Below are 23,881 nucleotides of genomic sequence, written 5' to 3' on the forward strand. Positions count from 1 at the left end.
GGCTTAGATTGATAATCACACAAAGCCAAACAGGAAATTGAGGAAAACTGTTATGAAAAAATTCGCTGCATTCACCCTGACATGTTTAATCGCCGCCAGCGGATTCGCACTGGCCAAGGGCGGCCCCCACCAAGGCCCGAACATTGACCGTCTGGCGGAAAAGCTGGCGCTGACGGATGAACAGAAAACACAGTTCGAAACCATTATGGAAGAGAGCCGCGAGCAACGGCACACCCTGATGGAGCAATACAAACCGCAACGCGAGGAAATGCACACGGCGATGGAAAATCTGCGCACCCAAACCGACGCCAAACTGGGCGCCGTACTGAACGCGGAGCAGATGGAAAAGCTGAAAGAAATGCACGAGATGCGCGGCCAGCACAAAGAGCGTCGCCGTCACCCTGAAAACTGCGATAAAGGAGACGACGAAGAGGCATAACGCCGCGACCGTTGCAGGCTCCCCTTCTTCGCCGGCCGCCCCCAGGGCGCGCCGGCTTTTTTACGTCGGTGGAGCGCTCAGTCCAGTTTGATGGAACGCAAGTGAGCGGCGCGCACGCGGGCGGTTTCCATGGGATCGAGACGCTCCTCCAGATGCGCTTTCAAGCGCTGGCTGGCGGTTAGCGTGGCGTCTTCGTTATTGATGATGGGCATGGGGTAATCCTGCCCGATCACACAGCCTGACATGATCTGTTCCGCATGGGGCATTTTCCAGGGCGCATGCAGATAAGCGTCGCTCACTTCCCGCAACGCCGGACATTCCGCCCGGATAAATTTACCGGCGGGATCGAGTCGGTGCGACTCGGTGACCGGGTTGTAAATCTTCTGCTCGAACATGCCTGTGGTGCCAGCGAACTGCTGCGTCAGCGGAAAGTGCACCGCCGGATCATAGTCGGTGGACAGCCGCGCCAGGTGCAGCGCCGGTTCGCGCCAGTGCAGCCATAATTGGTTGGCGGCGAAGGACATCAGCAACCCACGCAGCTGGTAGTTGATCCAGCCGTACTGAATCAGCGCCTTCATGGCGGCGTCGATAAGAGGAAAGCCGGTCTCGCCGTTCTTCCAGGCGTCGAATTTGGCTTCTTCAAACTGATGCTCGCGCAAACCGTTGAAGCTTTTATGCAGATTGAGAGACTCCATGCCCGGCTCGTCCTCCATCTGCTGCATGTAATGACTGCGCAGATATAGTCGGGACAGAAATTCATTTATGGACTTTACCCAGTCCGCAGAGCGGCGGGTATGATAGGTCTGCAATGCGCGACGGGACTGCTGCACAGTCTCCCGTAAACTGATCACGCCGTGCGCCAGATAGGGGCTGAGGCGCGAACCGCCGTCAAACGCACTGGCGGGGTAATGAGTGTCACGGAAATAGTGCTTGCCGCGGGCCTGCAGAAAACTCTTCAGCTCCTGTGCCGCGGCGGCGCGTCCGCCCGCTTGTCGCAACATGCAGGGGGTCGGATCGGCGCCGATGGTCTCAGGCCAGACTTCCGGTTTGAGTGGCGACGAGCCCACCATCGGCAGAGTTTTGGGGCTGGGATACCGGGGCTGCGCCATGAAATCTTTCCATGCGGCCTGCCAGCGCTCCGCGCCGGTGGCGCGCCGCAACACGCCGCAGACCGGCCATTCCCGCCACAGCACGCCATTGCGACGACACCATTCCCGCACAATCTGATTGCGCCGGTTACACCATTGCACGCCGGTTTCCTGGTGGGAGTACAGCTCAAAGACGCCGAAGCGGCTTTTCAGATATTCCAGCACGTTGATCATGCTGTCATGCATGAACCACAGAGGCTGCCCCAGCTTACTCAACGTCTGGTCGAGTTCCAGCAGCGTTTCCCGCACAAAGCCCCAACGCCGTTCGCCAGCGTCAGGCTGCGCCCAATACTCCGGCTCCGCCACATACAGCGGCGCCACCGGACCTTGTCGGGCGGCGTGATAAAGCGGCCCATGATCGGTGACCCTGAGGTCACGTTTAAACCAGACAACCCTTACCGTCACTGACTCCACACCTGATCAGACTCACACCATCAAAACGCTTAGACTCCCCGTTAAAATGTCCCGACCCGCCATCCATTTTATGTGCGGAGTCGGGGTGTTCCTTCGCCTTACGCAGTCTTTTACCGCGTTTAAGCGTTCACAGCCAAATAAATAGTTGTAATTTAAGTGTCGGCAAAGCCGCCTAAAGTTGCAACAAATTGCCAATTTTGCGATGTGGCAGCGGTTTTTCGCCGCATACCTTGGCGATCTGATCGCCCGGCCGCACCAACCGTCGATGGGTGCGCGCCATCAGATAACCCGCCGTGCGGGCCCTCACCGGCGTCCGTTGGTTCGGCTCGCCACCGTCCAGACTGACGATCTCAGCGAAAACATCGCCTTGCTCCAACCAGGCGTCCAACGGCTTCTGAAACACCAGCAAGCCGGCGGCTTCCGCTTTCATGGAATCCACAGACTCCAGCGGACTGACGTGGATGTCGTCCAGTTGCGGCGCCTGCGCGTCGCCCCGAATCAGATTTTCGCTGACCAGATAGTTGAACAGATTGGCGGCGTCGACAGCGGCCAGTTCATCGGACACGTCGTATTGGCCGCGATACTCCACCGTCACCGCTAACTTCGGCATTTCCATGGGGTTATCGGGAAAGTCTTTCTGCAGCCAGTGCCAGGGCTGCAAATGGGAGCCATCAAACGCAACGACCCCGTCCAGATCCTCCGTCAACAGATAACGGGCGCCAATATGGCGGCACAGGTCCTGCGCTTTCTCCGCCTGACGTTTGACGGAATATACGTGGGCGCTGGAGTGATCGTCGCAATGCAGGTCGAAGACATAATCAGCGTCGATGGACAACGCCAACAGGGTTTTCTTCAAGGCTGTGGTTTCATCCTCCGCCAGCTCGGCCGCCACGGCCGCGCGCAAGGCGTCGCGCACCAGTTCGTTGTTGGTCTCCAGGTCAGAGCCAAGACGGCCTTCCACGCCGCTGCGGGCGTCCAGGTACAGGTCCGCAAAGTTGCGGTTGAAATTGCCGGTGCCGGTCAGGTCGAAGCGACCCGCCACATAGCCGAACACATTCTGAGACAGCCCAACGGGATTGGCGTAGGGGACCACGATAATCTCGCCCTGAATCGCGTTCTGGCGCTCCGCCTCCTGCAACATCGTCAGCAGATGTTGCAGCACTAGCAGACCGGGCCACTCATCCGCATGCAGGCCGGCTTGAAAATACACTTTCGGGCGCGCATCCGCTTGTCCCAGCCGATGGACAAGCAATTCCCGACGGGTGCCGGGGGAGGGGCTCATCAATTGAATACGCTCGGTTCGCATCATTCACCTCTGAATAATTTCCATGCCTTCAATAGCGCAGTCGTCAAGTGCGCACTATAGCATTAAAGTATTAGCTAAACGCGATGCCAAAGTGGACCCTCATGCAACCGCAGCGAATCGCCTGGTGCAATTTTTTACTGCCTATGCTGGTGGCCCACGCCGCCTGGCTGTGGAGTAGTCTGATCGGCGCAATCGATGGGTGTCTGCCGTACTGGGACGGTTGCGTATCCATCAGCAAGGCGGCGCGTTCCAGCGACGCTCTGTATCTGTTTCGCGCCGGCATGATCATACACGCAGTCTTACTGCTCGTCTTTTGGTTGCAGGCAGGCGCTTTCCTCAAGCTTCATCATGCTGCGACGAGCGCAGGGATCACCATGCAGTGTCTGGGAGCCATCGGCGCATTGTTTCTGGTGTTATACGCAGACTTCCTCGGCGTGGACGGACGTATTTACCGATTATTGCGGCAGTACGGCGTCACCATTTATTTCTCTTTCACCGTGCTGGCGCAAATGCTGTTATTGCGCAGCCTCCTGACTCTGTCGCATTCATCCGAATGGCGCCGCATGGCCAGCGTACAGACGTGGCTGCGGGCGAAATCCTGGCTATGCTGGTGGATGCTGGCGCTGGGTCTGGCCAGCGTCGCCAACAGCCTATTACTGCAAAATCCCGCCAAGGACCGTTGGGAAAATGTCATCGAATGGTTTTTCGCGTCCAGCATGACCACGTATTTCGCCTGCACCGCCATGATCTGGCGTCGCCTGGGCTATCGCCAGCATCCACAACTGGACGCCTCCCGCTAAAACCTGTCCAAAGAGACAGAATGCACCGTAATGGAGCGACCAGGATTAGATTAGGGCATGAAAACTTCCCGTCGATCTCCGTAAATTCTACCCAATATCAAATAAAGTTATTTAATATCAATCAGTTAAACAAACATAACGAGTTTGGCACAGTCTGTGCGATAAACAGGGTGAAGAGATTTCGCTAAGTTGTTACAGGCTTAACGTTTCTTCATCAATAGTCAGGGTACTTCTTTTGTACAACGACTGTTACCTCTACGCTCGTGCCTTAAGCCTCGCGATGGGACCAGGATGGACTTTTTAAAAGGGACACCCCGGAAGCGAGGCATTTTTTTATCTGCGCGTCAGACACCGCCACGCGCCTTTCACCCTTTGTAAGCATTTGTTAAGCCTATCAACGAATTTCCGCCTGCTCCCCGCTAGATTGACTCGCTCATAAAAACAAAAAAGGACAGGGAACACATGCGAATCCACTGTGGCGTAATGCTTATCGTCAGCCTGCTGACGCCGCTTTTGAGCGCCTGCGGCGGCGAGAAATCCGATGTATCCACTTTGCGCGAACCTCGTGAACCAGAGCAACCGCCGCCGCCCAACGCCAACTTTCATGGCGTGGTGCTGGACGGCTATCTGCGTCAGGCCAAAGTCTGGCTGGATTTAAATGGAGATTACCTCGCCGGCGATGACGAACCGGCGGTGATGAGCGGCGCCGGTGGAGAATTTGAGTTCACAGCGGAGCAACTGGCCGGCGTGGACGACCCCAAGCTGTATCCGCTCATGGCCTATGCGCTTCCCTGCGTGACTCAAGATGAAGACCTGATAAACGCCGCCGTCCCTGCCGCCACGGATTGCGCCTCCAGCGAGCCGGGTCTGGTGGATAAAGCCTATTTCCTGATGGCGCCGCCCGGAAGCCCGGTCATTTCTCCGCTGACCACCCTGGTGCGCATGCAATACGACCTGATGCGAGAGGAGAACCCGGAAACCACCGTCGAGCAGGCTCATCAGCGCGCCCGAGAGCGAGTAGGCTTCAACAATAATTATCTGTTCGATTACGTCAAAAGCGGACAGTATCGCCACCACGTCTACGCCAAGGCTTTCGCCATGGCGTTACAGAACATGATGACAGAGGAAGCGCAAAGTATTGACGCTGCCCAGCGTCTCGACAATCTGGACGCCACCAAAGTGAAAGTCATGGGCGCCAGTCTGCTGCACAACGCACCGAAAATCAGCTATGCGGCGGCGGGCGTCATGAAGGATATCCGCTCCACGGAAGACCTCGCGGCCTATGACTTCTCTCCCTGGAAAATATCGCTGCAGTACGAAAATGCCCTTAACGATCCCCTTTCGATCAAGCAAATAAACTGGTACGTACATCCAGACACCGAAAGCGCGGCGATTGAAGGGCGCAATGACAACCAAGTGAAACTGATCGCCCTCGCCGGCGTGCAAGACCCACAACGTAAACACGTCGGCCGCGCCGGACTGACCTACGATTCCAAAGGCGCGGTGGCGGCAGTGCGTCTGGATGGCGGTGTGGATATGAGCCGTCGCGCCCTGTCCCTGGACGCCTATGTCTCCTCTCTGAATCTGGATCCGCTGTATACGGAAATTTCACTCGCGGATGGCGAATGGGACGTCGTCAACGCTCTGGCGCTGGATCGCGGTCGTTGGGTGGAAACTTTCAGCAGGGTCGGCGACGCCGTGTTGAGTCAGCGCACCCGGGAAACGGTTACCGGCCAGATGAGACCGCAAAAAGACGCCGGCGCGGGACTCGTGCGCATCAATTCCTACTCCACTGACAGCACGACCCACAATCAGGTGCTGGTCAAACGCTCTTTCGTCTTTGACGCAGACGGACGTTTGTCCCATGACACCTACGATAACGACCTCGAAAAGCTGACTACGCAATACGCCTACGCCAGCAACGGCAGTCTGAACGGCGTGCGCACCTTTACGGACAGGCCGGAGAGCTCCTGCGTTACTGAACCGGGATGTGAAATGGCGACGTCCAACTTTACCTACGACGCCGACGGACGCAGGCTGACCCGACGCTATACCGACATTCATGATCCCCATTTCGAATGGTGCGAGCATTACGTGTACCGGGAGGATGGCCTGCTGGATTACGTTTATCTGGAACGCTACTCCGTAGACGCCGAACCCCAAGGTGAAGACGGCGACGTCATTGTGCTGGTCACTTATGAGTATGACGCATTACATCGCCTGATGGAGTAACCTATCCGCTCCATTAAACGGACAGGAACCGACACAGAATAATGAAAGCCTCTCTCAGACTACTGGCGGTTGTGGGGGTCATCTTACTGACCTACTTTTTGTTCTCGCCTGCGGTCATTGATCCGGAAGCTTACGACGCCCCATCGGCGCCGGATCTGGAGGGCCCCTACGCCCCGAATCAAAAGCTGTTGGACGCGGAGTTGATCGGTCTGGGACGGCTGGAGGGTCCTGAAGATGTGGATCAGGACGCAGACGGCGCCGTTTACGCCGGACTCGCCAACGGCGACATCATCCGCCTCAACAAGGATGGGGAGCTCGAAGTCCTCGCCAATACCGGCGGCCGTCCGTTGGGCCTTGAGTTCAATCCGGCCGGCGATTTGATCGTGGCTGACGCGACAAAAGGATTATTACAGCTCGATAAAGCAGGCAAGCTCACCGTATTGACCAGCAAGGCGGACAACCTGCCCTTCGGCGTCGCGGACGATGTGGATGTCGCCAGAAACGGCGTCATTTATTTCAGCGACGCCAGTTGGCGCTGGGGCGTGCATGAACATCGCTTCGACCTCATCGAGAGCCGTCCTCATGGACGCCTGCTTCGTTACGATCCCGCCACAGGCGTCACCACGGTTCTGTTGGAGGATCTGTACTTCGCCAACGGCGTGGCGCTATCGCAAAACGAGGATTTTGTGTTGGTGTGCGAAACCGGTCGCTACCGAGTGCGCCGTTACTGGCTGCAAGGACCCAAACAGGGGACCAGCGAGATGTTTATCGAGAACCTGCCCGGATTCCCAGATGGCGTCTCCAGCAACGGAGCGGGAGAGTTCTGGATCGCGCTTATTGCGCCGCGTAACGGCTTACTGGATTTCATGCACTCATTTCCCTGGCTGAAAAGCCGCATGTCCAAGCTGCCGGAAGCGTTACAACCGCAAGCGGAACGATATGGATTCGTGCTGGGAATCAATGAGCAGGGGGAGATTTTGCATAATCTGCAGGACCCGGAGGGCGAACACCTGCACACCATTACATCCGTGGAGCAAGTCGGCGACACCCTGTTATTCGGCACGCTGACCGGAGATCGAATCGGCCGTTTATCTTTAACCCGCGATGTGAGCGAAAGTCCGGCGCTTTGATCCGGACCCGCAGACAGAATTAAGCGACGCCATCCGCCAGCTTGGCGATACTGGTCGCTCTGTCGGTGATCCAATGGGACGACTGACTGAGGTGGGTGTCAATCATGCGGATCAGCTCGCGGTTGCGCACCAGCAGATCGCTGTAGAAATTCACCATTGTTTTATTCGGGTTCGGGGTGCGTAGTAATTCTTCAAGTTCTTTTTCCGCCAACGCTAACTCTTCCTGCAAGCGACAACGCTGAGCCTCAAGGGTGTTCATGGCTTACGACTTCCTGTTGTTGTTTGGTCTCCCGTAGCGCCCGCCGCCGGGATAGGTAAAAACCAGTATATCCACATTCCTTCCACAATTGGAGAAATAGTTCAAAATTTAACCGTAATACACATTTTTAACCTTAATACACAACTTCAACCGTAATACACACAATCAGTTACATAACGCTAACCCTCGCCAAAACTAACGTTACAGACCTTTCCGAGGGCAAGACAGAGTGGGAGAGTCCAGTTTTCAGGCGCCTGCGCCAGTTTTTGCTATGCTGAATGTAGAACGTTCAAAGCTTATCCGTAAATTTGAGGCGCACATGACACCCGCAAAAATATCCGATGCCTGCACCGAGTTCCTCAGCTTGATCGAAGTGTTGGACGATGCCTATTGGGAAGCATCCACCATCACTAACAAGGATACGATTTATGATGTGCTGAGCGTGTTCCAGCAGGAAGTGGCGGAGCTGAATAAACTCAGTATCCAGGACCACCATTACCCCTATGAGATGATCACCGAAGGCATTCGACAGGTCAGCCCCAAACTACATCGTTTGCAGGCGTCCGTCTCTCAGGTGGTGGAACGCACCCAGACCCAGGTGAGACTGCGTCAGTTATTGAAGAACGTCATGTTGATCATCGAACAACAGGCCAACCGCTGGTCCAGTCACGAGTAATTCCACACCCCCGAATGCGCGTGTCGCTTCGACTAGAGTGCGAGCGGCGCGCACTGCAGATTGATTTGCCGGATCAAAGCCGCCAATCGCGGCAGATGGTGCGCCAGCAAAGCTAGGCCCGATGTCAGCAACGCCACGGAAATTTCCCGATCCGGATCCGCCCAGCAGAACTTATTGATCAGCCCGATATGGCCGAAGGCGCGCTCCGTACGCGGTCCCCATAGGCCCACCGGATCTCCGCCCAGCATAAAGCCGGCGCTGTAGCGCATGGGGATCATCATGGTGCGATCGAAAGTGCAGCCGCCAAATTCCTGCGTCGCCCGTTTTACGGTGACGGGTTGCAGAATCCGCCGCCCGCGCCACTCGCCGCCATTCAACAGCATCTGGAAAAAGCGCGAGGTTTCCTCCGCTGTCGCGTAGAGGTTGGCGGCGGGGATAATAGCGTCCATCCAACGTCGTTCATTGGAAACATTCGCCGCCGCCGACATATCCGCGCCCAGGGCGCGCTTGAGGGCCCAGGACACAGGAAACGGCGCCTCGGGACCGGTGGCGTAGTTACGCGCGACGGCGTGCTTACCCGCCTCCTCCAGACCAAACGTGAAGTACTTCATCTCCAGAGGCGCGCGCAACGTCTGCTCCAGGTATTCCGTGATGCCCGCGCCGGTCACTTTCTCTAACACCTTTTGCAATACAAAGCCGCCGGTGATGGCGTGATAAGCCAGCTTGCCGCCGTCCACTGCGATAGGTTTGGCGGCGCACAACAGTTTCCACACTTGCTCCTGATCGTAAAGCGTGTCGAGGGATTCATGGGTAGGAAGTCCGGGAATGCCGCCCCGGTGCGAGAGAATCTGGTGAATGGTGATATTGCGTTTGCCGCGCTGGCCGAACTCCGGCAAGTAGAAACTGACTGGGTCCAGCAGATTAATCAGCCCCTCTTCCGCCAGTTTATGCATCAATACCGCCGTCACCGCCTTGGAAGCGGAAAACAGGCAGACCGGCGTAGCGGTGGTCATGGGGTGGCGGAATTCATCCGGCGCGTCCCCAGGACCGCCGCCGCTGGCGTAGCCAATCGCGCGATTGAGAATGACGCGGCCTTTGCGGCGCACGCACAAACTGATCGCCGGCTGGGTGCCGGTGGCGTATAAGCGCTCCACCGCCCGCCAGATCTGTTGCACGCCTTCCGGCGCCACATCTACCCGTTCCGGACAGACTTCCAGACCTTCATCGATCACGCTCACCTGCGCCGGATCAGCGGCGACCTCCGCCAGGCGCAGAGGATTTCGCAGTAGACTCAACATAACAGCACTTCCACGTTGGCGGAAAAAAACGTCCCACGTAGCTGTTAAATTCTAGACGCTTTTACGCAGATGCCCAGAACGTGACAGCGTCTTTCTCCGGATATCCGCGATTGGCCTGCTATGACAAGGTCACCGGAATATAGTGATCCGCCAGCAGCGCCACGAATAACAGCATCAGATAAGTGATGGAGTAGCGGAAAGTCTTGATGGCCGCATGCTTGCGCGAATCCCGCCACATCGCCCAGGCCCAGTCCAGGAAGCGCAGCCCCAGCGCCAAGGCGGCGACAAAGTAGATCCAGCCGCACATGCCGGTGATAAAAGGCAGCATGCTGGCGGCGAATAGCATGAAGGTGTACAGCAGAATGTGCAGCTTGGTGTAGCGGTCGCCATGGGTCACCGGCAGCATGGGCACGCCGGCTTTGGCGTACTCGTCTTTGCGATGTACCGCCAACGCCCAGAAATGCGGCGGTGTCCAGGCGAAAATGATCAGCACCAGCAACAACGCATGAGGGTCCACGGTTCCCGTCACCGAGGTCCAGCCCAGCAGGGGCGGCGCGGCGCCCGCCAAACCGCCCAACACAATATTTTGCGGCGTGGCTCGTTTCAGGAACAAGGTGTAAACCACCGCGTAACCAATCAGCGACGCCAGGGTCAGCCAGGCGGTCAGCGGATTTACGCCCCAGGCCAGAATCGCCATGCCCATGACCGCCAGAGAGAAGGCGAACGTCAAAGCGTGAATGTTATCCACGCGTCCCTGCACAATCGGTCGCTTTTGCGTACGCGCCATCACCGCATCGATTTTCTGATCGACGATATGGTTGATCGCCGCCGCGGAAGAAGCCAGCAAAGCGATGCCGAGGTTACCCAGAATCAGCGCATTCCAGGGCAAACCCTGGTCGCTGGCGAGCAGCATGCCGACCACCGCGGTCAGCATCATCAGAGCCACCACCCGGGGCTTGCACAGTTCGTAGTAATCGCGCCAGCCAGCGGCGGCCGTAGTGGAAGCGGTATTTTTCATGAGCGCACCTCTTTGGCAGTCCATAAACGGTATGTCACCCATACCAGGGAAATCAGCAGCAACACCGCCACGCCGTTGTGGGCCACCGCCACAGGCAGCGGTACGAGCGCCACTACATTGGTCACGCCCAGCGCGATCTGCAGAAGCAGCAACGCCCCGGTCAGGCCCAGGGTGCGCCTGAGGGGCGATCCCTGAGAGCATCGCCAGGCGGCGAGCAAGAAGCCGCCCAACACCAACAGCACAGCCACGGCGCCCAGGCGATGCGTCATATGAATTGCTACTCTGGCCTCGTTGTGCATCAGCCCGCCGAGATAGTTGGGACCGATGGTCTGGGTGAGATTAAAACCGTGCTGAAAATCCATCTCCGGCCACAGTTTTTCCTGACAGGTTGGGAAATCGGGACAGGCCACCGCAGCGTAGTTCGACGTCACCCAGGCGCCCAGAAAAATCTGGACAGACAATATCGCCACGGCGAACAACGCCAGCGGCCTGAGTCGACGCCAGCGCCGCAGCGTCTCCGCCGAGACAATCAGGGGGCGGTCCAGTAGCCGCATGGCCGTTATCGCCAGCAGGGTGAGAGTGCAAAAGCCGCCGAGCAGGTGCGCGCTGACGACTTGCGGCCAGAGCTTGAGGGTAACGGTCCACATGCCGAACAGCCCCTGCAGAATCACCAAAGCGCACAGAAACAAAGTCAGTTTACGAGGGGGCCGATGCGCACCGGGGACAGACTTGGGGGAAATATCGCGCCAGGACAGCGCGGCGATAGCGAATATCAGCAAGCCCAAAGCGCTGGCGAAATAGCGGTGCACCATCTCCGGCCAGCCCTTATGCGCCTCCACCGGCGCGTGAGGGAAGCGGGCTTCGGCAATTTCTATCTCATGCGCCTCGTTCGGCACCGTAAGAAAGCCGTAGCAGCCAGGCCAGTCCGGGCATCCCAGACCGGCGTCCACCAGACGAGTGTAGGCGCCGAGCAGAATTACGCAGAAGGCCCAGACGGAGGTCAGGATGACCAGGCGACGCAGCCACTGCAGACGCGGGTTTACGACAGCCGACGTCACTAGCGCCGGCGGGGCGACATAGTCCATTTTCCAAACGCCTCTTGTTATTGTTGTTACTGCATTCGGAAGACGTTGATTTTACTGCCGGCTCAACGGCTCCCTGAGGAAGTCTTCAGACTCACTCTAACCAATCTTGGATACTTTGAGAAGCCGCTTAAGATCCTCCAGGATCGCCTTGCCGTCGTGCTTCTCTGAGTAATGCATCATGATGTTGCCCAGCGGGTCCATCAACAGCATATCGTACGGTTGCAATTGAATATTGTGCTCGTTCAGCTTCGTGCGCAGCCCCTCCATATCGGCGCGGGAAAAAGGCGCTGGCAGCATACGGGGATAATCGTTCAGTACTTGCTGTAACGCTGCGTCGCCAGTTCCCGCCAGCAACGCCCGTCCCACTCGATCTGACTCTTTTCCCAGCGCAATATTAATTTGACGGGACAGGTACAACGCCTGCGAACAGCGCTCCCCGCACGCGTCTCCAGCGACGGTGAGCATCAGCCATTGCCGTTTGCCGTCTGCCTGGGTGATTTCCTCAAGTCGCGCCTCCGGCAGGCTCACGCCGATTTCTGTGGCGTCCAGGGGAGGAATGATCAGGTCGCCATAGTTGGTGGTGCCGGAAGGAATGCCAATGCGACCGAAATACATCACCATCGCTGCAATAAGCGGCGTTGCAGCTACCAGGATGATGCCCCAGAGTTTGAGTCGCCCACGTGACGGGGACGCGTTTTCAACCATGGCCAGTTGTTCCAATGTCTGTCTCTCCTGCTGCTTGTAATTGCTTATCATCGCCGTCGCCGCGACGCCATTTCCAGATCGTCAGCGCCACCAGCGCCAACGCCATGGCGAACCATTGCACGGCGTAGCCATAATGTTTTTCCGGGCCCATCACCACGGGCTCCCAGACGGTCGTCAGCGCACCGGGCTGATCCGGGTTCAGTCGCAACACCCAGTTCGCCAATCTGCCGGGCAAGCGCTCACGCACTTCCTCCAGTTTGAGCGTCTGCACCCGGTAGGGCGCGGACATCGACGTTTCATTCGCGCCCATGGAGTAGCCGTCCGTGAGCCTGTCCGCATGCCCCTCCAAGATCAGCCTTCCCGGCGCGGAGGGAATCCTGGGCAGCACGCTCCGGTCCAGATCACCCTGTATCCAGCCTCTCTCCACCAGCACGCAAGCGTTATCGCGGAGGCAAAAAGGCGTAAATACCCGATATCCAAAGCGGCCCTCCCGTATCTGATTATCCAGAAGCCAGTCGCTTTCCTGTATATAGTCGCCGGACACCGCGACGCGCGCATAGCGGGGCGGCGCTTCCAGGCTGTCATGGGGCTGTGGCGCTTTACTCTGCATGGCCTGATAGGCCTGCAGCCATTGTGCTTTTTCCTGCGCCCGCAGCAATTGCCAACATCCCAGCCCCAGCAAAACCGGCAGCATCAACATGCTGAACAGCAGGATTTTCCAGTTCACTCACTTCCATCCCGACACAATGACGAAATGCCCGCGGACATTTTCGCCAGGGGCGTTTTTACGCGCAGGCGGAGTGCGTAGTTTGTCTGCAGTGTCTTTGTTATAGTGAGCTGAAAAAATAAGAGGGAACCCATGAAAATCCTTGTTTTGTTACTACTTACAGGCGCAGTCGTCAGTCTTTTCAGCGGTTTGTTTTTTCTGGTCAAGGATGACAGCACCAGTAAACGCACCGCTAAAGCGCTCACCTATCGCGTGGGCTTTTCCGTCGCCCTCATCGTTGTGCTGCTCGCCCTGTTGTTCAGCGGGCATTTGCAGTTGAATCCGACGCCCCACTAATCGCTGGGACGCCGCCGGAGTCAAGGCTCCGGCGAAGTCAAAAGACCCGAACGCAAGTATCGGGTCGGTCATCAGACTACATGATGTAAACCAGCACAAACAGGCACACCCACACCACGTCCACGAAGTGCCAATACCAGGCGGCGGCTTCAAAACCAAAATGTTGCTTGGCGGAGAAATGGCCTTTCATATAGCGCAGCAAAATAACGGTCAGGATAATCGCCCCAAGCGTCACGTGCATGCCATGAAACCCCGTCAACATAAAGAACGTGGTGCCGTAAATGCCGGACGCCAGCGTCAGGTTCAGCTCGTGATAGGCTTCAATGTATTCATAAACCTGAAAGCCCAGGAAAATGGCGCCTAACAGAATGGTCAGTCCCAGCCACATTTTCACTTTATCCCGCTCGTCCTTCTTGATAGCGTGATGGGCGAAGGTGATGGTCACACTGGAAGTCAGCAGCAACACAGTGTTGAGCAGCGGAATGCTCCAGGGATTAATGACCGCGTCCGGCCCCGGAAACGCTTTCGGGTCGGGGTTACTCATCAAAGGCCATGCCCCCTCGAAATCCGACCAGAGTAATGTATTCATAGCGCCATCGCCTTCCCCCGCCAACCAGGGCACCGCGAGGAAGCGCACGTAAAACAGCGCGCCGAAGAAGGCGGAAAAGAACATCACTTCGCTGAAGATAAACCAGGACATACCCCAGCGGAATGAGCGGTCCATTTGAGCGCTGTACAATCCAGCCATGCTTTCCTTGGCTACATTGCCGAACCAGCCAAACAGCATGTAGACCATCACTAAGGAGCCGATGCTGAACATCCACCAACCGGTGCTGGTGTCGCCATCACTCTTGTTCACCATCACTGTCGCCAAACCGGACAGGGTTAAAAACAACCCCACCGTCGCGATGATGGGCCACTTACTCTGTTCCGGTACGTAATAACTTTGTTGCGTCGCCATAGGTCCTCCTGTGGCAGTTATCTTGTTCTTGTTATCTCAATACCCATGCGCGCGCCTACTTCACAGTAGGCGGCTCAGAGAAACTGTGATAGGGAGCCGGCGACGGCAGCGTCCACTCAAGTCCGTCCGCGCCTTCCCAAACCTGGGCGGTGGCTTTCTTACCACCCCGGATGCATTTGATAACAATAAACAGGAACAGCAGTTGCGTGGTTCCGAATATGAACGCGCCGACGCTGGATATCTGGTTAAAATCGGCGAACTGCAAGGCATAGTCAGGAATCCGCCGCGGCATACCGGCGAGCCCAACGAAGTGCATCGGGAAGAAGGTCAGGTTCAAACCAATGAACGACATCCAGAAATGCACTTTGCCCAGGGTTTCGTCGTACATGTTGCCGCACCATTTCGGCAACCAGTAATAAGTGGCGGCGAAGATGGAGAAAATCGCGCCCGGCACCAGCACGTAGTGGAAATGCGCCACCACGAAATAGGTATCGTGATACTGGAAGTCCGCCGGAGCAATCGCCAGCATTAAGCCGGAGAAGCCGCCGATGGTGAACAGAATCACAAAGGCGATGGCGAACAGCATGGGCGTCTCAAACGTCAGAGAGCCGCGGAACATGGTGCTGACCCAGTTGAACACTTTCACCCCGGTGGGGACGGCGATCAGCATGGTGGCGTACATGAAGAACAGCTCTCCAGCCAGCGGAATGCCGACGGTGAACATGTGGTGCGCCCATACCACGAAAGACAGGATCGCAATCGACGCCGTGGCGTATACCATGGAGGGATAACCGAACAGCGGCTTGCGGCTGAAAGTGGGAATGATCTGCGACGCCACGCCAAAGGCGGGCAGGATCATGATGTACACTTCCGGATGACCGAAGAACCAGAATACGTGCTGGAACAGCACCGGATCGCCGCCGCCTTCCGCTTTGAAGAAGCTGGTGCCGAAATTGATGTCCATCAGCATCATAGTGACTACGCCCGCCAATACCGGCATGACCGCAATCAGCAGGAACGCAGTGATCAACCAGGTCCACACGAACAGGGGCATTTTCATCAGAGTCATGCCCGGCGCCCGCATATTCAGAATGGTGGCGATCACGTTAATGGCCCCCATGATCGAAGAGATCCCCATCATGTGCACCGCAAAGATGAAATAATTCACACTGTCTGGCGCGTAGGTGGTGGATAGCGGCGCGTAAAAGGTCCAACCGAAGTTGGGGCCGCCGCCTTCCATGAACAACGTAGCCAGCAACATGGCGAATGCGAAGGGTAGAATCCAGAAACTCCAGTTGTTCATTCTCGGAAGCGCCATATCCGGCGCCCCGACCATCATGGGAATCAGCCAGTTGGCGAGCCCCACGAAGGCGGGCATGACCGCCCCGAACACCATGATCAGACCGTGCATGGTGGTCATCTGATTGAAAAATTCCGGATGGACGATCTGCATGCCCGGTTCGAACAATTCCGCCCGAATCACCAGGGCCATGGTGCCCCCGATGAGAAACATGGCGAAGCTGAACCACAGGTACATGGAGCCAATGTCTTTATGGTTGGTGGTTAAGAGCCACCGCTTGAAGCCTTTAGCCGGACCGTGATGGTGATGCGCGTCAGCGCCTAGTACCGCACTCATGGTCAAACTCCTCTTAAATTGGTTGTGTGTCGCTGAGAACTACTTGTTCTTTAACTCTGCAACTTGTTGCGGAGTAATCATGTCGCCCATATTGTTACCCCAGGCATTACGCTCGTAGGTCACGATAGCGGCGATATCGACTTCACTCAGCTGCGCTCCGAACGCCTGCATGGCGGTGCCGGGCACTCCGTGCAACACGATTTCGGCGTGTTTCTCGATCGGCCCCTTGACTACACTGCTGCCAATAAGAGAAGGGAATGTCGGCGGCAGACCGGCGCCATTGGCCTGATGGCACACTGCGCAACTGGACGCGTAGGTTTTTTCCCCGCGTGCAACCAATTCTTCCATCGTCCATTCTTTGTTCTTCAACTCGTATTCCTGACGAGCCAGTTCCTGTTTGGCCAGAAGCCATTCCTGATATTCTTCCTCAGGCACGGCTTTCACCACGACGGGCATAAAGCCATGATCCTTGCCGCACAGTTCAGCGCACTGTCCGCGGTAAATACCGGGCTCATTGATGATGGTCCAGGCTTCGCGAACGTAGCCGGGGATGGCGTCGCGCTTGACCGCGAGACTGGGCACCCACCAGGAGTGGATGACGTCGGCGGAGGTAACCAGAAAACGAATCTTCTTGTTTATCGGCAACACCAGAGGCTCGTCCACTTCCAACAGGTAGTGTTCGCCCTTGTCGTCGCGATTGTAGATTTGGTCCTGGGAAGTCGCCAGATTACTGAAGAAGTTGACGTCCTGATTCAGGTACTCGTATCGCCATTTCCATTGGTAACCGGTGATCTTGATATCCATATCCGCTTCACTGGCGTCATACATTTTGACCAGGGTGCCGGTCGCGGGTATGGCCATGCCAATGAGAATAAGGAAGGGAATAACAGTCCAGATAATCTCGACTGTTGTACTTTCATGGAATTGGGCGGGTTTCGCCCCTTTACTTTTGCGGTGATTGAAGATCGACCAGAACATTACTCCAAACACCACTATCCCTATGATCACGCAGATCCAGAAAATAGTCATGTGGAGGCTGTATACTGACTGACTCACTTCAGACACCCCAGGAGTCATGTTCAATTCCCAGGCGGCCGAAGCGGACGCAGATACAAACGGAACGGGCGAAGCCACCGCTATTGAGCGTCTTCGTGACATCATATTATTGTGTCTCCACAGCTTAGTTTTTATTGTTACTGCCGGACACTTCCTGCAAGACGGCCCGCCTACAACGGTCCGTCGACTACTTTTGTAGGAAGTCAAATGCAAGGTACAGCGCCAGTATAGACAAACTTGGATCGGGCTGGCAATTGTTCAGTCGTGGTTTAGGTAAAAAAGCTATCCGGCTGATTTTATGCACAAATCTGGTCACTAATGGGTTGTGGCCACCGCATTTTCAGGAGTTTCATGAGCAATCCCCCGGAGACGCTTCACTTGCGCTTATGGGCCCTCGCCTGGCCGTTAATTCTGAGCAATATCACCACGCCGTTGCTGGGTCTGGTGGACGCCGCCGTACTGGGTCATCTGGACTCTCCGGTCTATCTCGGGGCCGTGGCGTTGGCTGGCAATCTGTTCACATTTCTGTTCTGGGCGTTCGGTTTTTTGCGTATGGGCGCTACCGGGCTGGCGGCGCAGTCCTGGGGCGCTGGCGATCAGGAAGGACTGATCCGCGAGTTTTTACGAGCGGCCGCCATCGCGCTTGGCATCGGATTATTCATGATCCTCAATCGCGCCTGGATACTGCCCCAGGGTCTGGAGTGGATGCAGGCCACTGGAGAAATCTGGACGCAAGCGCACAACTATGCGGAAATTCGCATCTTCAGCGCTCCTGCCGTGCTGATTCAATATTGTGTGGTGGGTTGGCTGATAGGCTGTCAACGCACCCGCAGCGCCTTGATTCTTGCGATCAGCGCCAACATCGTAAATATCGTGCTGGACCTGCTGTTCGTAGTGGGCTTCGGCATGCGCGCCGACGGCGTGGCCTGGGCGTCGCTCATCGCCGAGTATTACAGCCTGATACTGGGGCTCTATTTTGTAGTGCGCGGCGATGCGCCCAATTTCCTCGCGCAGATGCGCAGTCCGGAACTGTGGACGCGCAACGCTTTCGCCAAGCTGCTCAAACTCAATGGCGACCTTTTCATCCGCACAATCCTGCTGCTATTTACCTTCGCTTTCTTCACGGCGCAGGGCGCACAGCTGGGAACCAACATTCTGGCGGCGAACGCCGTATTGTTGACCTTTCTGATGATCATCTCCAACGCCCTCGACGGTTTCGCCAATGGCGTAGAAGCCCTGTGCGGAGAAGCCGTGGGCAAGCGTGACCAGGCCATACTGCGCCGCACCGCCAGGGTAGGGGGCGTGTGGTCGCTGTTGACCGCCCTGTTACTGACGCTGTCTTTCTGGCTGGGAGGCGACTGGCTGATCAACCGGCTGACCGACCTTGAAGTCATTCGCACCGAAGCGAGCCGCTATCTGATCTGGCTGATCCTATGCCCGCTGATTGGCGTGTGGAGTTATCTGTTCGATGGCGTTTTTGTCGGCGCTACCCAAGGCAAGGCGATGCGGGATACAATCATCGTCGCCACCCTGCTGGTGTTTTTACCCAGCTGGTGGCTCACTCAGAGTTGGGGCAATCACGGACTCTGGTTTTCACTTTGTTTGTTTCTGGCGGCGAGAGGCGCCTATCAGGCGTGGCTGTACAAAACATTTTGTCAGCATGAAAAGTGGTTCATTACAAATTAGTATTACGCACTTTGCCATGCCTTGACTACACTGAAGTCATGCGTCTGGATTGAAACAATTTTTTATAGTTGTCACTTAGGGAAATCGTTATAGATGAGCCTCGCTGCAGTATACGAGATCATCAATCAGGCTAAGGCCGCAGAGCTTAAAACTCAAAATTACGCCAAGTGGCTTCGCCAGCAACTGGATTCTCTGCACCGAGTCATTGAACTGAACGGATCACAGCCGGTTGAGGACCTCATTCATTTCGTCATCGATTACATCGAGCTCGCCCCGCGTTTAGTGGAGTGCGTGGCGTATTGCGCTGCAGCGAGTCGGACGGAAAAGCTGTTCGCGCCCTTCGTCGAGAAAACCATCCATTATTTTGCGCACCCATCAGTGCTGGTGCTGCGCCATACTGGTTTGGACTGCCTGTTGATCATGGCCTATCAAAGCCATCGTTTGGTGGAGGAGGTTTATGAAAACAACCGCAGTCTGCGCAATAGTCCGATCTGCGATCTGCAGGCCACTCAGGCCAATCTGCTGGCCCATCATCTGATCGGCGAACCCTTCGCCAATGAACTGGATCAGGCGACCCATCTGACAGTGCGCCAGATGGTAAGCTTACCGGACTTCTACCATTTGGATCTGTCGCCCTTTCTGGCGAAGACCAACACCAAACGCTGGCGTCCTCTGAACGAGGATTGGCTGAATCTGTTGGACAAGCATCACATCCGCATGAGCTTTCAGCCTCGTTGCTGACAGGTGTCCAACAACAAGACCTCAGGCTCACATCATCGTTATTGCTCTTTCTTCGGACGGGGATAGAACTTGATCGTCTGCACTTGCGCCTCCGCCTGTTTCGGGCGGGTGACGCGGGTTTGCAGCTCCGCCGGCCCGTCAGCTTCGCGCAGCCTTTCAAAGAAGCCGCAAGCAACGCATTCACGCACTTGCCGCTGCTCTTCGTCGGCGTAACTGACAATCTTGTCCATCTCTCCGCAACGGGGACACACCGCCCCTGCGATAAAACGCTTCACCATATGCACTACCAGGTAAATACGATTGCTGAATGTCGACAGGGCCTGGGTTTCAGGCCTTGTTATTTCTCTCAGGCGGCGATGCCGCTTTGACGCAACAGCGCCTCCACTTCTGGCGGACGCCCGCGGAATTCAATGAATAAATCCATCGGCTCGCGGCTGCCGCCTTTTTCCAAAATCGAATGCAGGAAGCGCCGGCCCGTCTCTGGATCGAACACGCCGTTCTCTTCGAATAATGAGAACGCATCCGCCGCCAGCACTTCCGCCCACTTATAGCTGTAATAGCCTGCCGCATATCCACCAGCGAAAATATGGCTGAAGCTGTGCTGGAAACGATTGAAAGCGGGCGGTTTGATCACCGCGACTTTATCTCGCACTTCGTCCAGCACCTGCTGAACGGCAAAGTCCGCTGACCCGTCGTATTCATGATGCAGACGGAAATCGAACAAGGCGAACTCAAGCTGACGCACCATCAGCATGCCGGACTGGAAATTCTTCGCCGCCAGCATTTTCTCCAGCAATTCTTTCGGCAGCGGCTCGCCGCTTTGGTAATGGCCGGAAATCAGCGCCAGGGCTTCTTCCTCCCAGCACCAGTTTTCCAGGAACTGACTGGGTAATTCCACCGCATCCCAAGGCACGCCATTGATGCCGGATACATCATTGCAATCCACTGTAGTCAGCATGTGATGCAGAGCATGGCCGAATTCGTGGAACAGCGTGGTTACTTCATCATGCGTCAGCAACGCGGGATGCTCTTCCGTCGCTGGCGCAAAGTTGCAAGTGATGAACGCCACGGGCTTCTGCACGGAGCCATCGTCTAAACGACGACGTACGGCGTAATCCGCCATCCAGGCGCCGCCACGCTTGTTTTCCCGCGCAAACAAATCCATGTAGATAGAGGCGATTTCCTCGCCATCACGGCGCACTTTGAAATAGCGCACGTCCGCGTGATAGCTATCAAACTCAGAGACTTCGTCGAGAGTGACGCCGAACAGTTTCTGCACCACGGCGAACATACCGTTAATCACCTTGGAAGCGGGAAAGTAGGGCTTCAGCTCTTCCTGAGACACAGAGTAGCGATGACGGCGCAACTTCTCTGAATAAAAGCTGACATCCCAAGATTGTAATTCCGCCTGCCCCTGCTCCTTGGCGAAGGCTTGCAGTTCTTCAAATTCCTGACGCGCCACCGCCACGGACTTTTCCGCCAACTCATTCAGGAAGCCCAGCACTTCGTCCGGCGTACGCGCCATTTTGGTGGCCAGGGAGTATTCAGCGTATGAGTTAAAGCCTAGCAGGCGCGACTCCTCCAGTCGCAGCGCCAGGATCTCCTGCATCACGTCCGAATTGTCCCAGCGACCGGCGTAAGGGCCCTGTTCCGAGGCGCGGGTGTTATAGGCCTCGTACATCTCCTGGCGTAATTCGCGATTTTCGCAGTAAGTCATCACCGCATAGAAACTGGGGAAATCCAGCGTCAGCACATAGCCTTCTTTGTCACGAGACTTGGCGGCCTGACGCGCGCCGGCCAATGCGGAGTCCGGCATGCCTTTGAGCAGATCGACATCCGTAACATGTTTGGTCCAGGCCTGGGTGGCGTCCAGTACGTTGTCGCTGAACTTGCTGCCCAATTCCGCCAGACGCTGAGAAATTTCCATGTAGCGCGCTTTCTTGTCTTCCGGAAGATCAACGCCGGCCAGATGGAAATCGCGCAGGGTATTGTCGATGGATTTGCGTTGGGCTTCGCTGAGAGAACTAAATTCTTCAGATTCTTTAATGGCGTGATAGGCGTCGTACAGCGCCTTGTTCTGGCCGATCTCCGTACCGTAGCGGGACAATTCGGGGATACAGGCATTGTAAGTCTCGCGCAGCGCTTCGCTGTTTAGCACGCTGTTCAGATGGCTGACCGGTGACCACACATGGTTCAGCCTGTCCGACATGTTATCCATTTGCTGCGCCAGATTGTCCCAGTTGAAGCTGGGCTGGGCCGCCAGGTCGACGATGCGCTGTCTGTTCTCGGCAAGCAGTTTGTCCATCGCCTCTTTGACATGTTCGGCGCGAATCTGTGAGAACGGGGGTAACGCCGTATCGGCGAGCAATGGATTGGTCATTGAAATATTCCTGAATTGTCGAGTCTTCCGGGGTTGCTGATTGCAACGCCCCCGAGCAAACAAAGTGTGGGCGTGCGGGGCTGCTTTCAAGTAATGCGCCGCTGAATCCTGCTTTAGAATAGTCCGATCGATGCTAAAGTAACAATCCGCCATTCGGGCCCTTGAGTCCGTCTACGGCGCTTCAGATTTTTGATGCTTGGAGTCTTCATCATGCCTGTGCGCACTTATCAGGGAATTACCCCGACGCAAGGAGAGCGCGTCTTTATCGACCCCACCGCCGTCGTCATCGGCGACGTCCATTTGGGCGACGATTGTTCTGTTTGGCCGACCGCCGTGATACGAGGCGACATGCACCGCATCCGTATCGGCGCGCGCACCAGCGTGCAGGACGGCTCCGTATTGCATATCACGCATGCCGGCCCTTTTAATCCCGACGGCTACCCGCTGTTGATCGGCGAGGACGTCACCATTGGCCACAAGGCCATCTTACACGGCTGCACGCTTGAGAATCGCATCCTTGTCGGGATGGGAGCCATCATCATGGATGGCGCTCATGTAGAAAGTGACGTGGTGATCGCCGCGGGTACATTGGTTCCTCCCGGCAAGCGTCTGGAAAGTGGCTACTTATACGTTGGCGCGCCTGCGAAACAAGCGCGTCCGCTCAATGACAAAGAAAAAAACTTTTTCCGGTATACCGCCGCCAATTACGTCAAATTGAAAGACCAGCATGTGCAGGAAAACTGGAGCGATTAGCCGCATTTCAGGGGCGGAGTGGAAATTGACGTAAATCAGAATATGATTTTTTTGTTATCAGGGCGCCCCTTGAAAACATTTTTAACGCCATTATTTCTATTATCACGATACGCAGCGTAACCGGGGCAAGACGTCACCCCAATCAGCAGTTTCAGGTGTAAATGATTACAGAGGCCCTGTCCCATCAGGCCAAACGAATTTGTACTTAAACTCTTTTTGGAGATAGAACTATGGCGATTACCCGTTGGAACCCGTTTTCTGAATTCGAAGATATTCTCGACCGTTATAACCGCTCTCTCCAGGGCCAATCCCGGGTCAGCGAAAACGGCAAAGAAGTGATCCGCAAGGCCGACTGGGCTCCCGCAGTGGATATTACAGAAACCAAAGAAGCGTTCTTAATCAAGGCGGAGTTGCCTGGTGTGGATAAAAGTCAGGTCAAAGTGTCCGTCCACGAAGGCGTGCTGTCCATTCAGGGCGAGCGCAAGCTGGAGAAGGAAGAGGGCGACAAGAAACATCATCGCGTAGAACGCTTTTACGGCGCCTTCGCACGCTCCTTCACGCTGCCGGATAATGTGGATGAAAACAACATCCGCGCGGAATACCGGGACGGTATCCTCACTTTGCACCTGAGCAAGGTGGAAAAAGCGCAGCCAAAAGCGATTGAGATCAACGTGCAGTAAGTCGAACGACTTACCTCAACCGAAAAACACCTGGGGCGACACATGGTTCGCCCCTTTTTATAATCCTGCTTGTTACAACTCAGCCGCTTTTTTGCCGCCGGCGTCACGCAGGATATGCGCATATTCTGCGCCACGAGCGTGCTCTTCAACGCGATCCAGCATGGTTTCGCCTTCTGGACTCAACGCATTGATATTACGGCCAGCTTCCGCGAAATAAGCCACAAAACGCGCATAATCGCGGGCAAGCATGTATTCATAGGCCTGCCGCAAAACATGATAGTCGGGATCGGTTGCATCCCGGGGTTTCAGTTCCAGAAAGTCCTGAACCCGTTCATCGCTCCACTCCTCATCCACCACCTTCGGTTGTGAAGGACCGCTCATATCGTATTCACCTGTCTATCATAGTTATTTACCG

Annotated in this window: 24 protein-coding genes; 10 read left to right on the plus strand and 14 right to left on the minus strand. The window is 56.1% G+C overall.

What is annotated here, in order from left to right; translation table 11 throughout:
• Window positions 1–52 precede the first annotated feature (52 nt).
• Window positions 53–439 carry a Spy/CpxP family protein refolding chaperone gene (locus tag O5O45_RS25045; protein ID WP_305902046.1) on the plus strand — a complete coding sequence of 129 codons (387 nt, stop codon included), beginning with the start codon at window positions 53–55 and terminating at the stop codon, window positions 437–439.
• 77 nt (window positions 440–516) lie between these two features.
• Here O5O45_RS25045 and O5O45_RS25050 read toward each other — a convergent pair whose 3' ends face one another.
• Both O5O45_RS25050 and O5O45_RS25055 read right to left on the minus strand, forming a co-directional pair.
• Window positions 517–1,992, minus strand: coding sequence for a cryptochrome/deoxyribodipyrimidine photo-lyase family protein (locus O5O45_RS25050; protein WP_305902047.1), 1,476 nt, complete (start codon window positions 1,990–1,992; stop codon window positions 517–519).
• Window positions 1,993–2,173: 181 nt separating this feature from the next.
• Entirely contained in the window at window positions 2,174–3,310 is a 1,137-nt protein-coding gene (locus tag O5O45_RS25055) for a succinylglutamate desuccinylase/aspartoacylase family protein (protein ID WP_305902048.1), read from the minus strand.
• Window positions 3,311–3,408: 98 nt separating this feature from the next.
• Here O5O45_RS25055 and O5O45_RS25060 point away from each other — a divergent pair, with 98 nt between their 5' ends.
• From O5O45_RS25060 to O5O45_RS25070, 3 genes are all read left to right on the plus strand, one after another.
• Window positions 3,409–4,107 (plus strand): hypothetical protein, encoded by a 699-nt coding sequence (locus tag O5O45_RS25060; RefSeq protein ID WP_305902049.1) that lies wholly within the window; start codon window positions 3,409–3,411, stop codon window positions 4,105–4,107.
• A gap of 462 nt (window positions 4,108–4,569) precedes the next feature.
• Window positions 4,570–6,339, plus strand: a complete 1,770-nt coding sequence (locus tag O5O45_RS25065; RefSeq protein WP_305902050.1) for an RHS repeat domain-containing protein — start codon at window positions 4,570–4,572, stop codon at window positions 6,337–6,339.
• A 41-nt stretch (window positions 6,340–6,380) separates the two neighbouring features.
• Entirely contained in the window at window positions 6,381–7,469 is a 1,089-nt protein-coding gene (locus tag O5O45_RS25070; protein WP_305902051.1) for an SMP-30/gluconolactonase/LRE family protein, read from the plus strand.
• A gap of 19 nt (window positions 7,470–7,488) precedes the next feature.
• On the opposite strand, the gene O5O45_RS25075 is transcribed toward O5O45_RS25070, so the two are convergent.
• Window positions 7,489–7,728, minus strand: coding sequence for a hypothetical protein (locus tag O5O45_RS25075; RefSeq protein WP_305902052.1), 240 nt, complete (start codon window positions 7,726–7,728; stop codon window positions 7,489–7,491).
• 319 nt (window positions 7,729–8,047) lie between these two features.
• Between O5O45_RS25075 and O5O45_RS25080 the strand changes: the two genes are divergently transcribed.
• Window positions 8,048–8,404 carry a hypothetical protein gene (locus tag O5O45_RS25080; protein WP_305902053.1) on the plus strand — a complete coding sequence of 119 codons (357 nt, stop codon included), beginning with the start codon at window positions 8,048–8,050 and terminating at the stop codon, window positions 8,402–8,404.
• Window positions 8,405–8,436: 32 nt separating this feature from the next.
• On the opposite strand, the gene O5O45_RS25085 is transcribed toward O5O45_RS25080, so the two are convergent.
• The 5 genes from O5O45_RS25085 to O5O45_RS25105 all read right to left on the minus strand — a co-directional run bounded on the left by O5O45_RS25085 (window position 8,437) and on the right by O5O45_RS25105 (window position 13,237).
• On the minus strand, window positions 8,437–9,702 hold the full coding sequence (locus tag O5O45_RS25085; protein WP_305902054.1) for a serine hydrolase domain-containing protein: 1,266 nt from the start codon (window positions 9,700–9,702) through the stop codon (window positions 8,437–8,439).
• 118 nt (window positions 9,703–9,820) lie between these two features.
• Window positions 9,821–10,720: a heme o synthase gene (gene cyoE / locus O5O45_RS25090; RefSeq protein ID WP_305902055.1), complete on the minus strand. Its 900-nt coding sequence runs from the start codon at window positions 10,718–10,720 to the stop codon at window positions 9,821–9,823.
• A complete protein-coding gene (locus O5O45_RS25095; protein WP_305902056.1) occupies window positions 10,717–11,805 on the minus strand; it encodes a COX15/CtaA family protein in 1,089 nt (362 codons plus the stop codon). The genes cyoE and O5O45_RS25095 overlap by 4 nt, the downstream gene beginning before the upstream one ends.
• 96 nt (window positions 11,806–11,901) lie before the next feature.
• Window positions 11,902–12,525 (minus strand): hypothetical protein, encoded by a 624-nt coding sequence (locus tag O5O45_RS25100; protein WP_305902057.1) that lies wholly within the window; start codon window positions 12,523–12,525, stop codon window positions 11,902–11,904.
• The gene (locus tag O5O45_RS25105; RefSeq protein ID WP_305902058.1) at window positions 12,503–13,237 is read right to left on the minus strand and encodes an SURF1 family protein; all 735 of its coding nucleotides are present in this window, start codon (window positions 13,235–13,237) and stop codon (window positions 12,503–12,505) included. Before O5O45_RS25105 ends, O5O45_RS25100 begins: the two co-directional genes overlap by 23 nt.
• Window positions 13,238–13,369: 132 nt before the next feature.
• Between O5O45_RS25105 and O5O45_RS25110 the strand changes: the two genes are divergently transcribed.
• A complete protein-coding gene (locus O5O45_RS25110) occupies window positions 13,370–13,573 on the plus strand; it encodes a twin transmembrane helix small protein (RefSeq protein WP_041598329.1) in 204 nt (67 codons plus the stop codon).
• Between the two features lie 76 nt (window positions 13,574–13,649).
• Here the strand turns inward: O5O45_RS25110 and O5O45_RS25115 are convergent, their stop codons facing one another.
• From O5O45_RS25115 to coxB, 3 genes are read right to left on the minus strand one after another with little or no spacing between them, the layout of a single operon-like run.
• Entirely contained in the window at window positions 13,650–14,534 is an 885-nt protein-coding gene (locus tag O5O45_RS25115; protein ID WP_305902059.1) for a cytochrome c oxidase subunit 3, read from the minus strand.
• Between the two features lie 55 nt (window positions 14,535–14,589).
• Window positions 14,590–16,170, minus strand: coding sequence for a cytochrome c oxidase subunit I (gene ctaD / locus O5O45_RS25120; protein WP_305902060.1), 1,581 nt, complete (start codon window positions 16,168–16,170; stop codon window positions 14,590–14,592).
• A 39-nt stretch (window positions 16,171–16,209) separates the two neighbouring features.
• Window positions 16,210–17,331 carry a cytochrome c oxidase subunit II gene (gene coxB, locus O5O45_RS25125; protein ID WP_305902061.1) on the minus strand — a complete coding sequence of 374 codons (1,122 nt, stop codon included), beginning with the start codon at window positions 17,329–17,331 and terminating at the stop codon, window positions 16,210–16,212.
• Window positions 17,332–17,577: 246 nt separating this feature from the next.
• On the opposite strand from coxB, the gene O5O45_RS25130 reads away from it, so the two are divergent.
• On the plus strand, window positions 17,578–18,912 hold the full coding sequence (locus O5O45_RS25130) for an MATE family efflux transporter (protein ID WP_305902062.1): 1,335 nt from the start codon (window positions 17,578–17,580) through the stop codon (window positions 18,910–18,912).
• 93 nt (window positions 18,913–19,005) lie between these two features.
• Complete coding sequence (locus O5O45_RS25135) at window positions 19,006–19,653, plus strand: hypothetical protein (protein ID WP_305902063.1); 648 nt, start codon at window positions 19,006–19,008, stop codon at window positions 19,651–19,653.
• Window positions 19,654–19,691: 38 nt separating this feature from the next.
• Here O5O45_RS25135 and O5O45_RS25140 read toward each other — a convergent pair whose 3' ends face one another.
• Together O5O45_RS25140 and prlC are read right to left on the minus strand one after the other, a co-directional pair.
• Entirely contained in the window at window positions 19,692–19,931 is a 240-nt protein-coding gene (locus O5O45_RS25140; protein ID WP_305902064.1) for a YheV family putative zinc ribbon protein, read from the minus strand.
• A 68-nt stretch (window positions 19,932–19,999) separates the two neighbouring features.
• On the minus strand, window positions 20,000–22,033 hold the full coding sequence (gene prlC / locus O5O45_RS25145; RefSeq protein ID WP_305902065.1) for an oligopeptidase A: 2,034 nt from the start codon (window positions 22,031–22,033) through the stop codon (window positions 20,000–20,002).
• 210 nt (window positions 22,034–22,243) lie between these two features.
• On the opposite strand from prlC, the gene O5O45_RS25150 reads away from it, so the two are divergent.
• Together O5O45_RS25150 and O5O45_RS25155 are read left to right on the plus strand one after the other, a co-directional pair.
• Window positions 22,244–22,786, plus strand: a complete 543-nt coding sequence (locus O5O45_RS25150; protein WP_305902066.1) for a gamma carbonic anhydrase family protein — start codon at window positions 22,244–22,246, stop codon at window positions 22,784–22,786.
• Window positions 22,787–23,016: 230 nt separating this feature from the next.
• Window positions 23,017–23,466, plus strand: coding sequence for an Hsp20/alpha crystallin family protein (locus O5O45_RS25155; protein WP_305902067.1), 450 nt, complete (start codon window positions 23,017–23,019; stop codon window positions 23,464–23,466).
• Between the two features lie 72 nt (window positions 23,467–23,538).
• Here the strand turns inward: O5O45_RS25155 and O5O45_RS25160 are convergent, their stop codons facing one another.
• Window positions 23,539–23,847: a PA4642 family protein gene (locus O5O45_RS25160; protein ID WP_305902068.1), complete on the minus strand. Its 309-nt coding sequence runs from the start codon at window positions 23,845–23,847 to the stop codon at window positions 23,539–23,541.
• Between the last annotated feature and the right edge of the window lie 34 nt (window positions 23,848–23,881).

Origin of the sequence: Hahella sp. HNIBRBA332 (assembly GCF_030719035.1) — a bacterium.
Lineage (GTDB): Bacteria > Pseudomonadota > Gammaproteobacteria > Pseudomonadales > Oleiphilaceae > Hahella.

Coding starts and splice junctions, on each gene's coding strand:
- ctaD (WP_305902060.1), bottom strand. CDS start 16,170: ATGAGTGCGGTACTAGGCGCTGACGCGCATCACCATCACGGTCCGGCT.
- O5O45_RS25080 (WP_305902053.1), top strand. CDS start 8,048: ATGACACCCGCAAAAATATCCGATGCCTGCACCGAGTTCCTCAGCTTG.
- O5O45_RS25095 (WP_305902056.1), bottom strand. CDS start 11,805: ATGGACTATGTCGCCCCGCCGGCGCTAGTGACGTCGGCTGTCGTAAAC.
- O5O45_RS25110 (WP_041598329.1), top strand. CDS start 13,370: ATGAAAATCCTTGTTTTGTTACTACTTACAGGCGCAGTCGTCAGTCTT.
- O5O45_RS25130 (WP_305902062.1), top strand. CDS start 17,578: ATGAGCAATCCCCCGGAGACGCTTCACTTGCGCTTATGGGCCCTCGCC.
- O5O45_RS25065 (WP_305902050.1), top strand. CDS start 4,570: ATGCGAATCCACTGTGGCGTAATGCTTATCGTCAGCCTGCTGACGCCG.
- O5O45_RS25140 (WP_305902064.1), bottom strand. CDS start 19,931: ATGGTGAAGCGTTTTATCGCAGGGGCGGTGTGTCCCCGTTGCGGAGAG.
- O5O45_RS25155 (WP_305902067.1), top strand. CDS start 23,017: ATGGCGATTACCCGTTGGAACCCGTTTTCTGAATTCGAAGATATTCTC.
- O5O45_RS25045 (WP_305902046.1), top strand. CDS start 53: ATGAAAAAATTCGCTGCATTCACCCTGACATGTTTAATCGCCGCCAGC.
- O5O45_RS25150 (WP_305902066.1), top strand. CDS start 22,244: ATGCCTGTGCGCACTTATCAGGGAATTACCCCGACGCAAGGAGAGCGC.
- prlC (WP_305902065.1), bottom strand. CDS start 22,033: ATGACCAATCCATTGCTCGCCGATACGGCGTTACCCCCGTTCTCACAG.
- O5O45_RS25055 (WP_305902048.1), bottom strand. CDS start 3,310: ATGATGCGAACCGAGCGTATTCAATTGATGAGCCCCTCCCCCGGCACC.
- O5O45_RS25070 (WP_305902051.1), top strand. CDS start 6,381: ATGAAAGCCTCTCTCAGACTACTGGCGGTTGTGGGGGTCATCTTACTG.
- O5O45_RS25135 (WP_305902063.1), top strand. CDS start 19,006: ATGAGCCTCGCTGCAGTATACGAGATCATCAATCAGGCTAAGGCCGCA.
- O5O45_RS25115 (WP_305902059.1), bottom strand. CDS start 14,534: ATGGCGACGCAACAAAGTTATTACGTACCGGAACAGAGTAAGTGGCCC.
- cyoE (WP_305902055.1), bottom strand. CDS start 10,720: ATGAAAAATACCGCTTCCACTACGGCCGCCGCTGGCTGGCGCGATTAC.
- O5O45_RS25160 (WP_305902068.1), bottom strand. CDS start 23,847: ATGAGCGGTCCTTCACAACCGAAGGTGGTGGATGAGGAGTGGAGCGAT.
- O5O45_RS25085 (WP_305902054.1), bottom strand. CDS start 9,702: ATGTTGAGTCTACTGCGAAATCCTCTGCGCCTGGCGGAGGTCGCCGCT.
- coxB (WP_305902061.1), bottom strand. CDS start 17,331: ATGATGTCACGAAGACGCTCAATAGCGGTGGCTTCGCCCGTTCCGTTT.
- O5O45_RS25075 (WP_305902052.1), bottom strand. CDS start 7,728: ATGAACACCCTTGAGGCTCAGCGTTGTCGCTTGCAGGAAGAGTTAGCG.
- O5O45_RS25060 (WP_305902049.1), top strand. CDS start 3,409: ATGCAACCGCAGCGAATCGCCTGGTGCAATTTTTTACTGCCTATGCTG.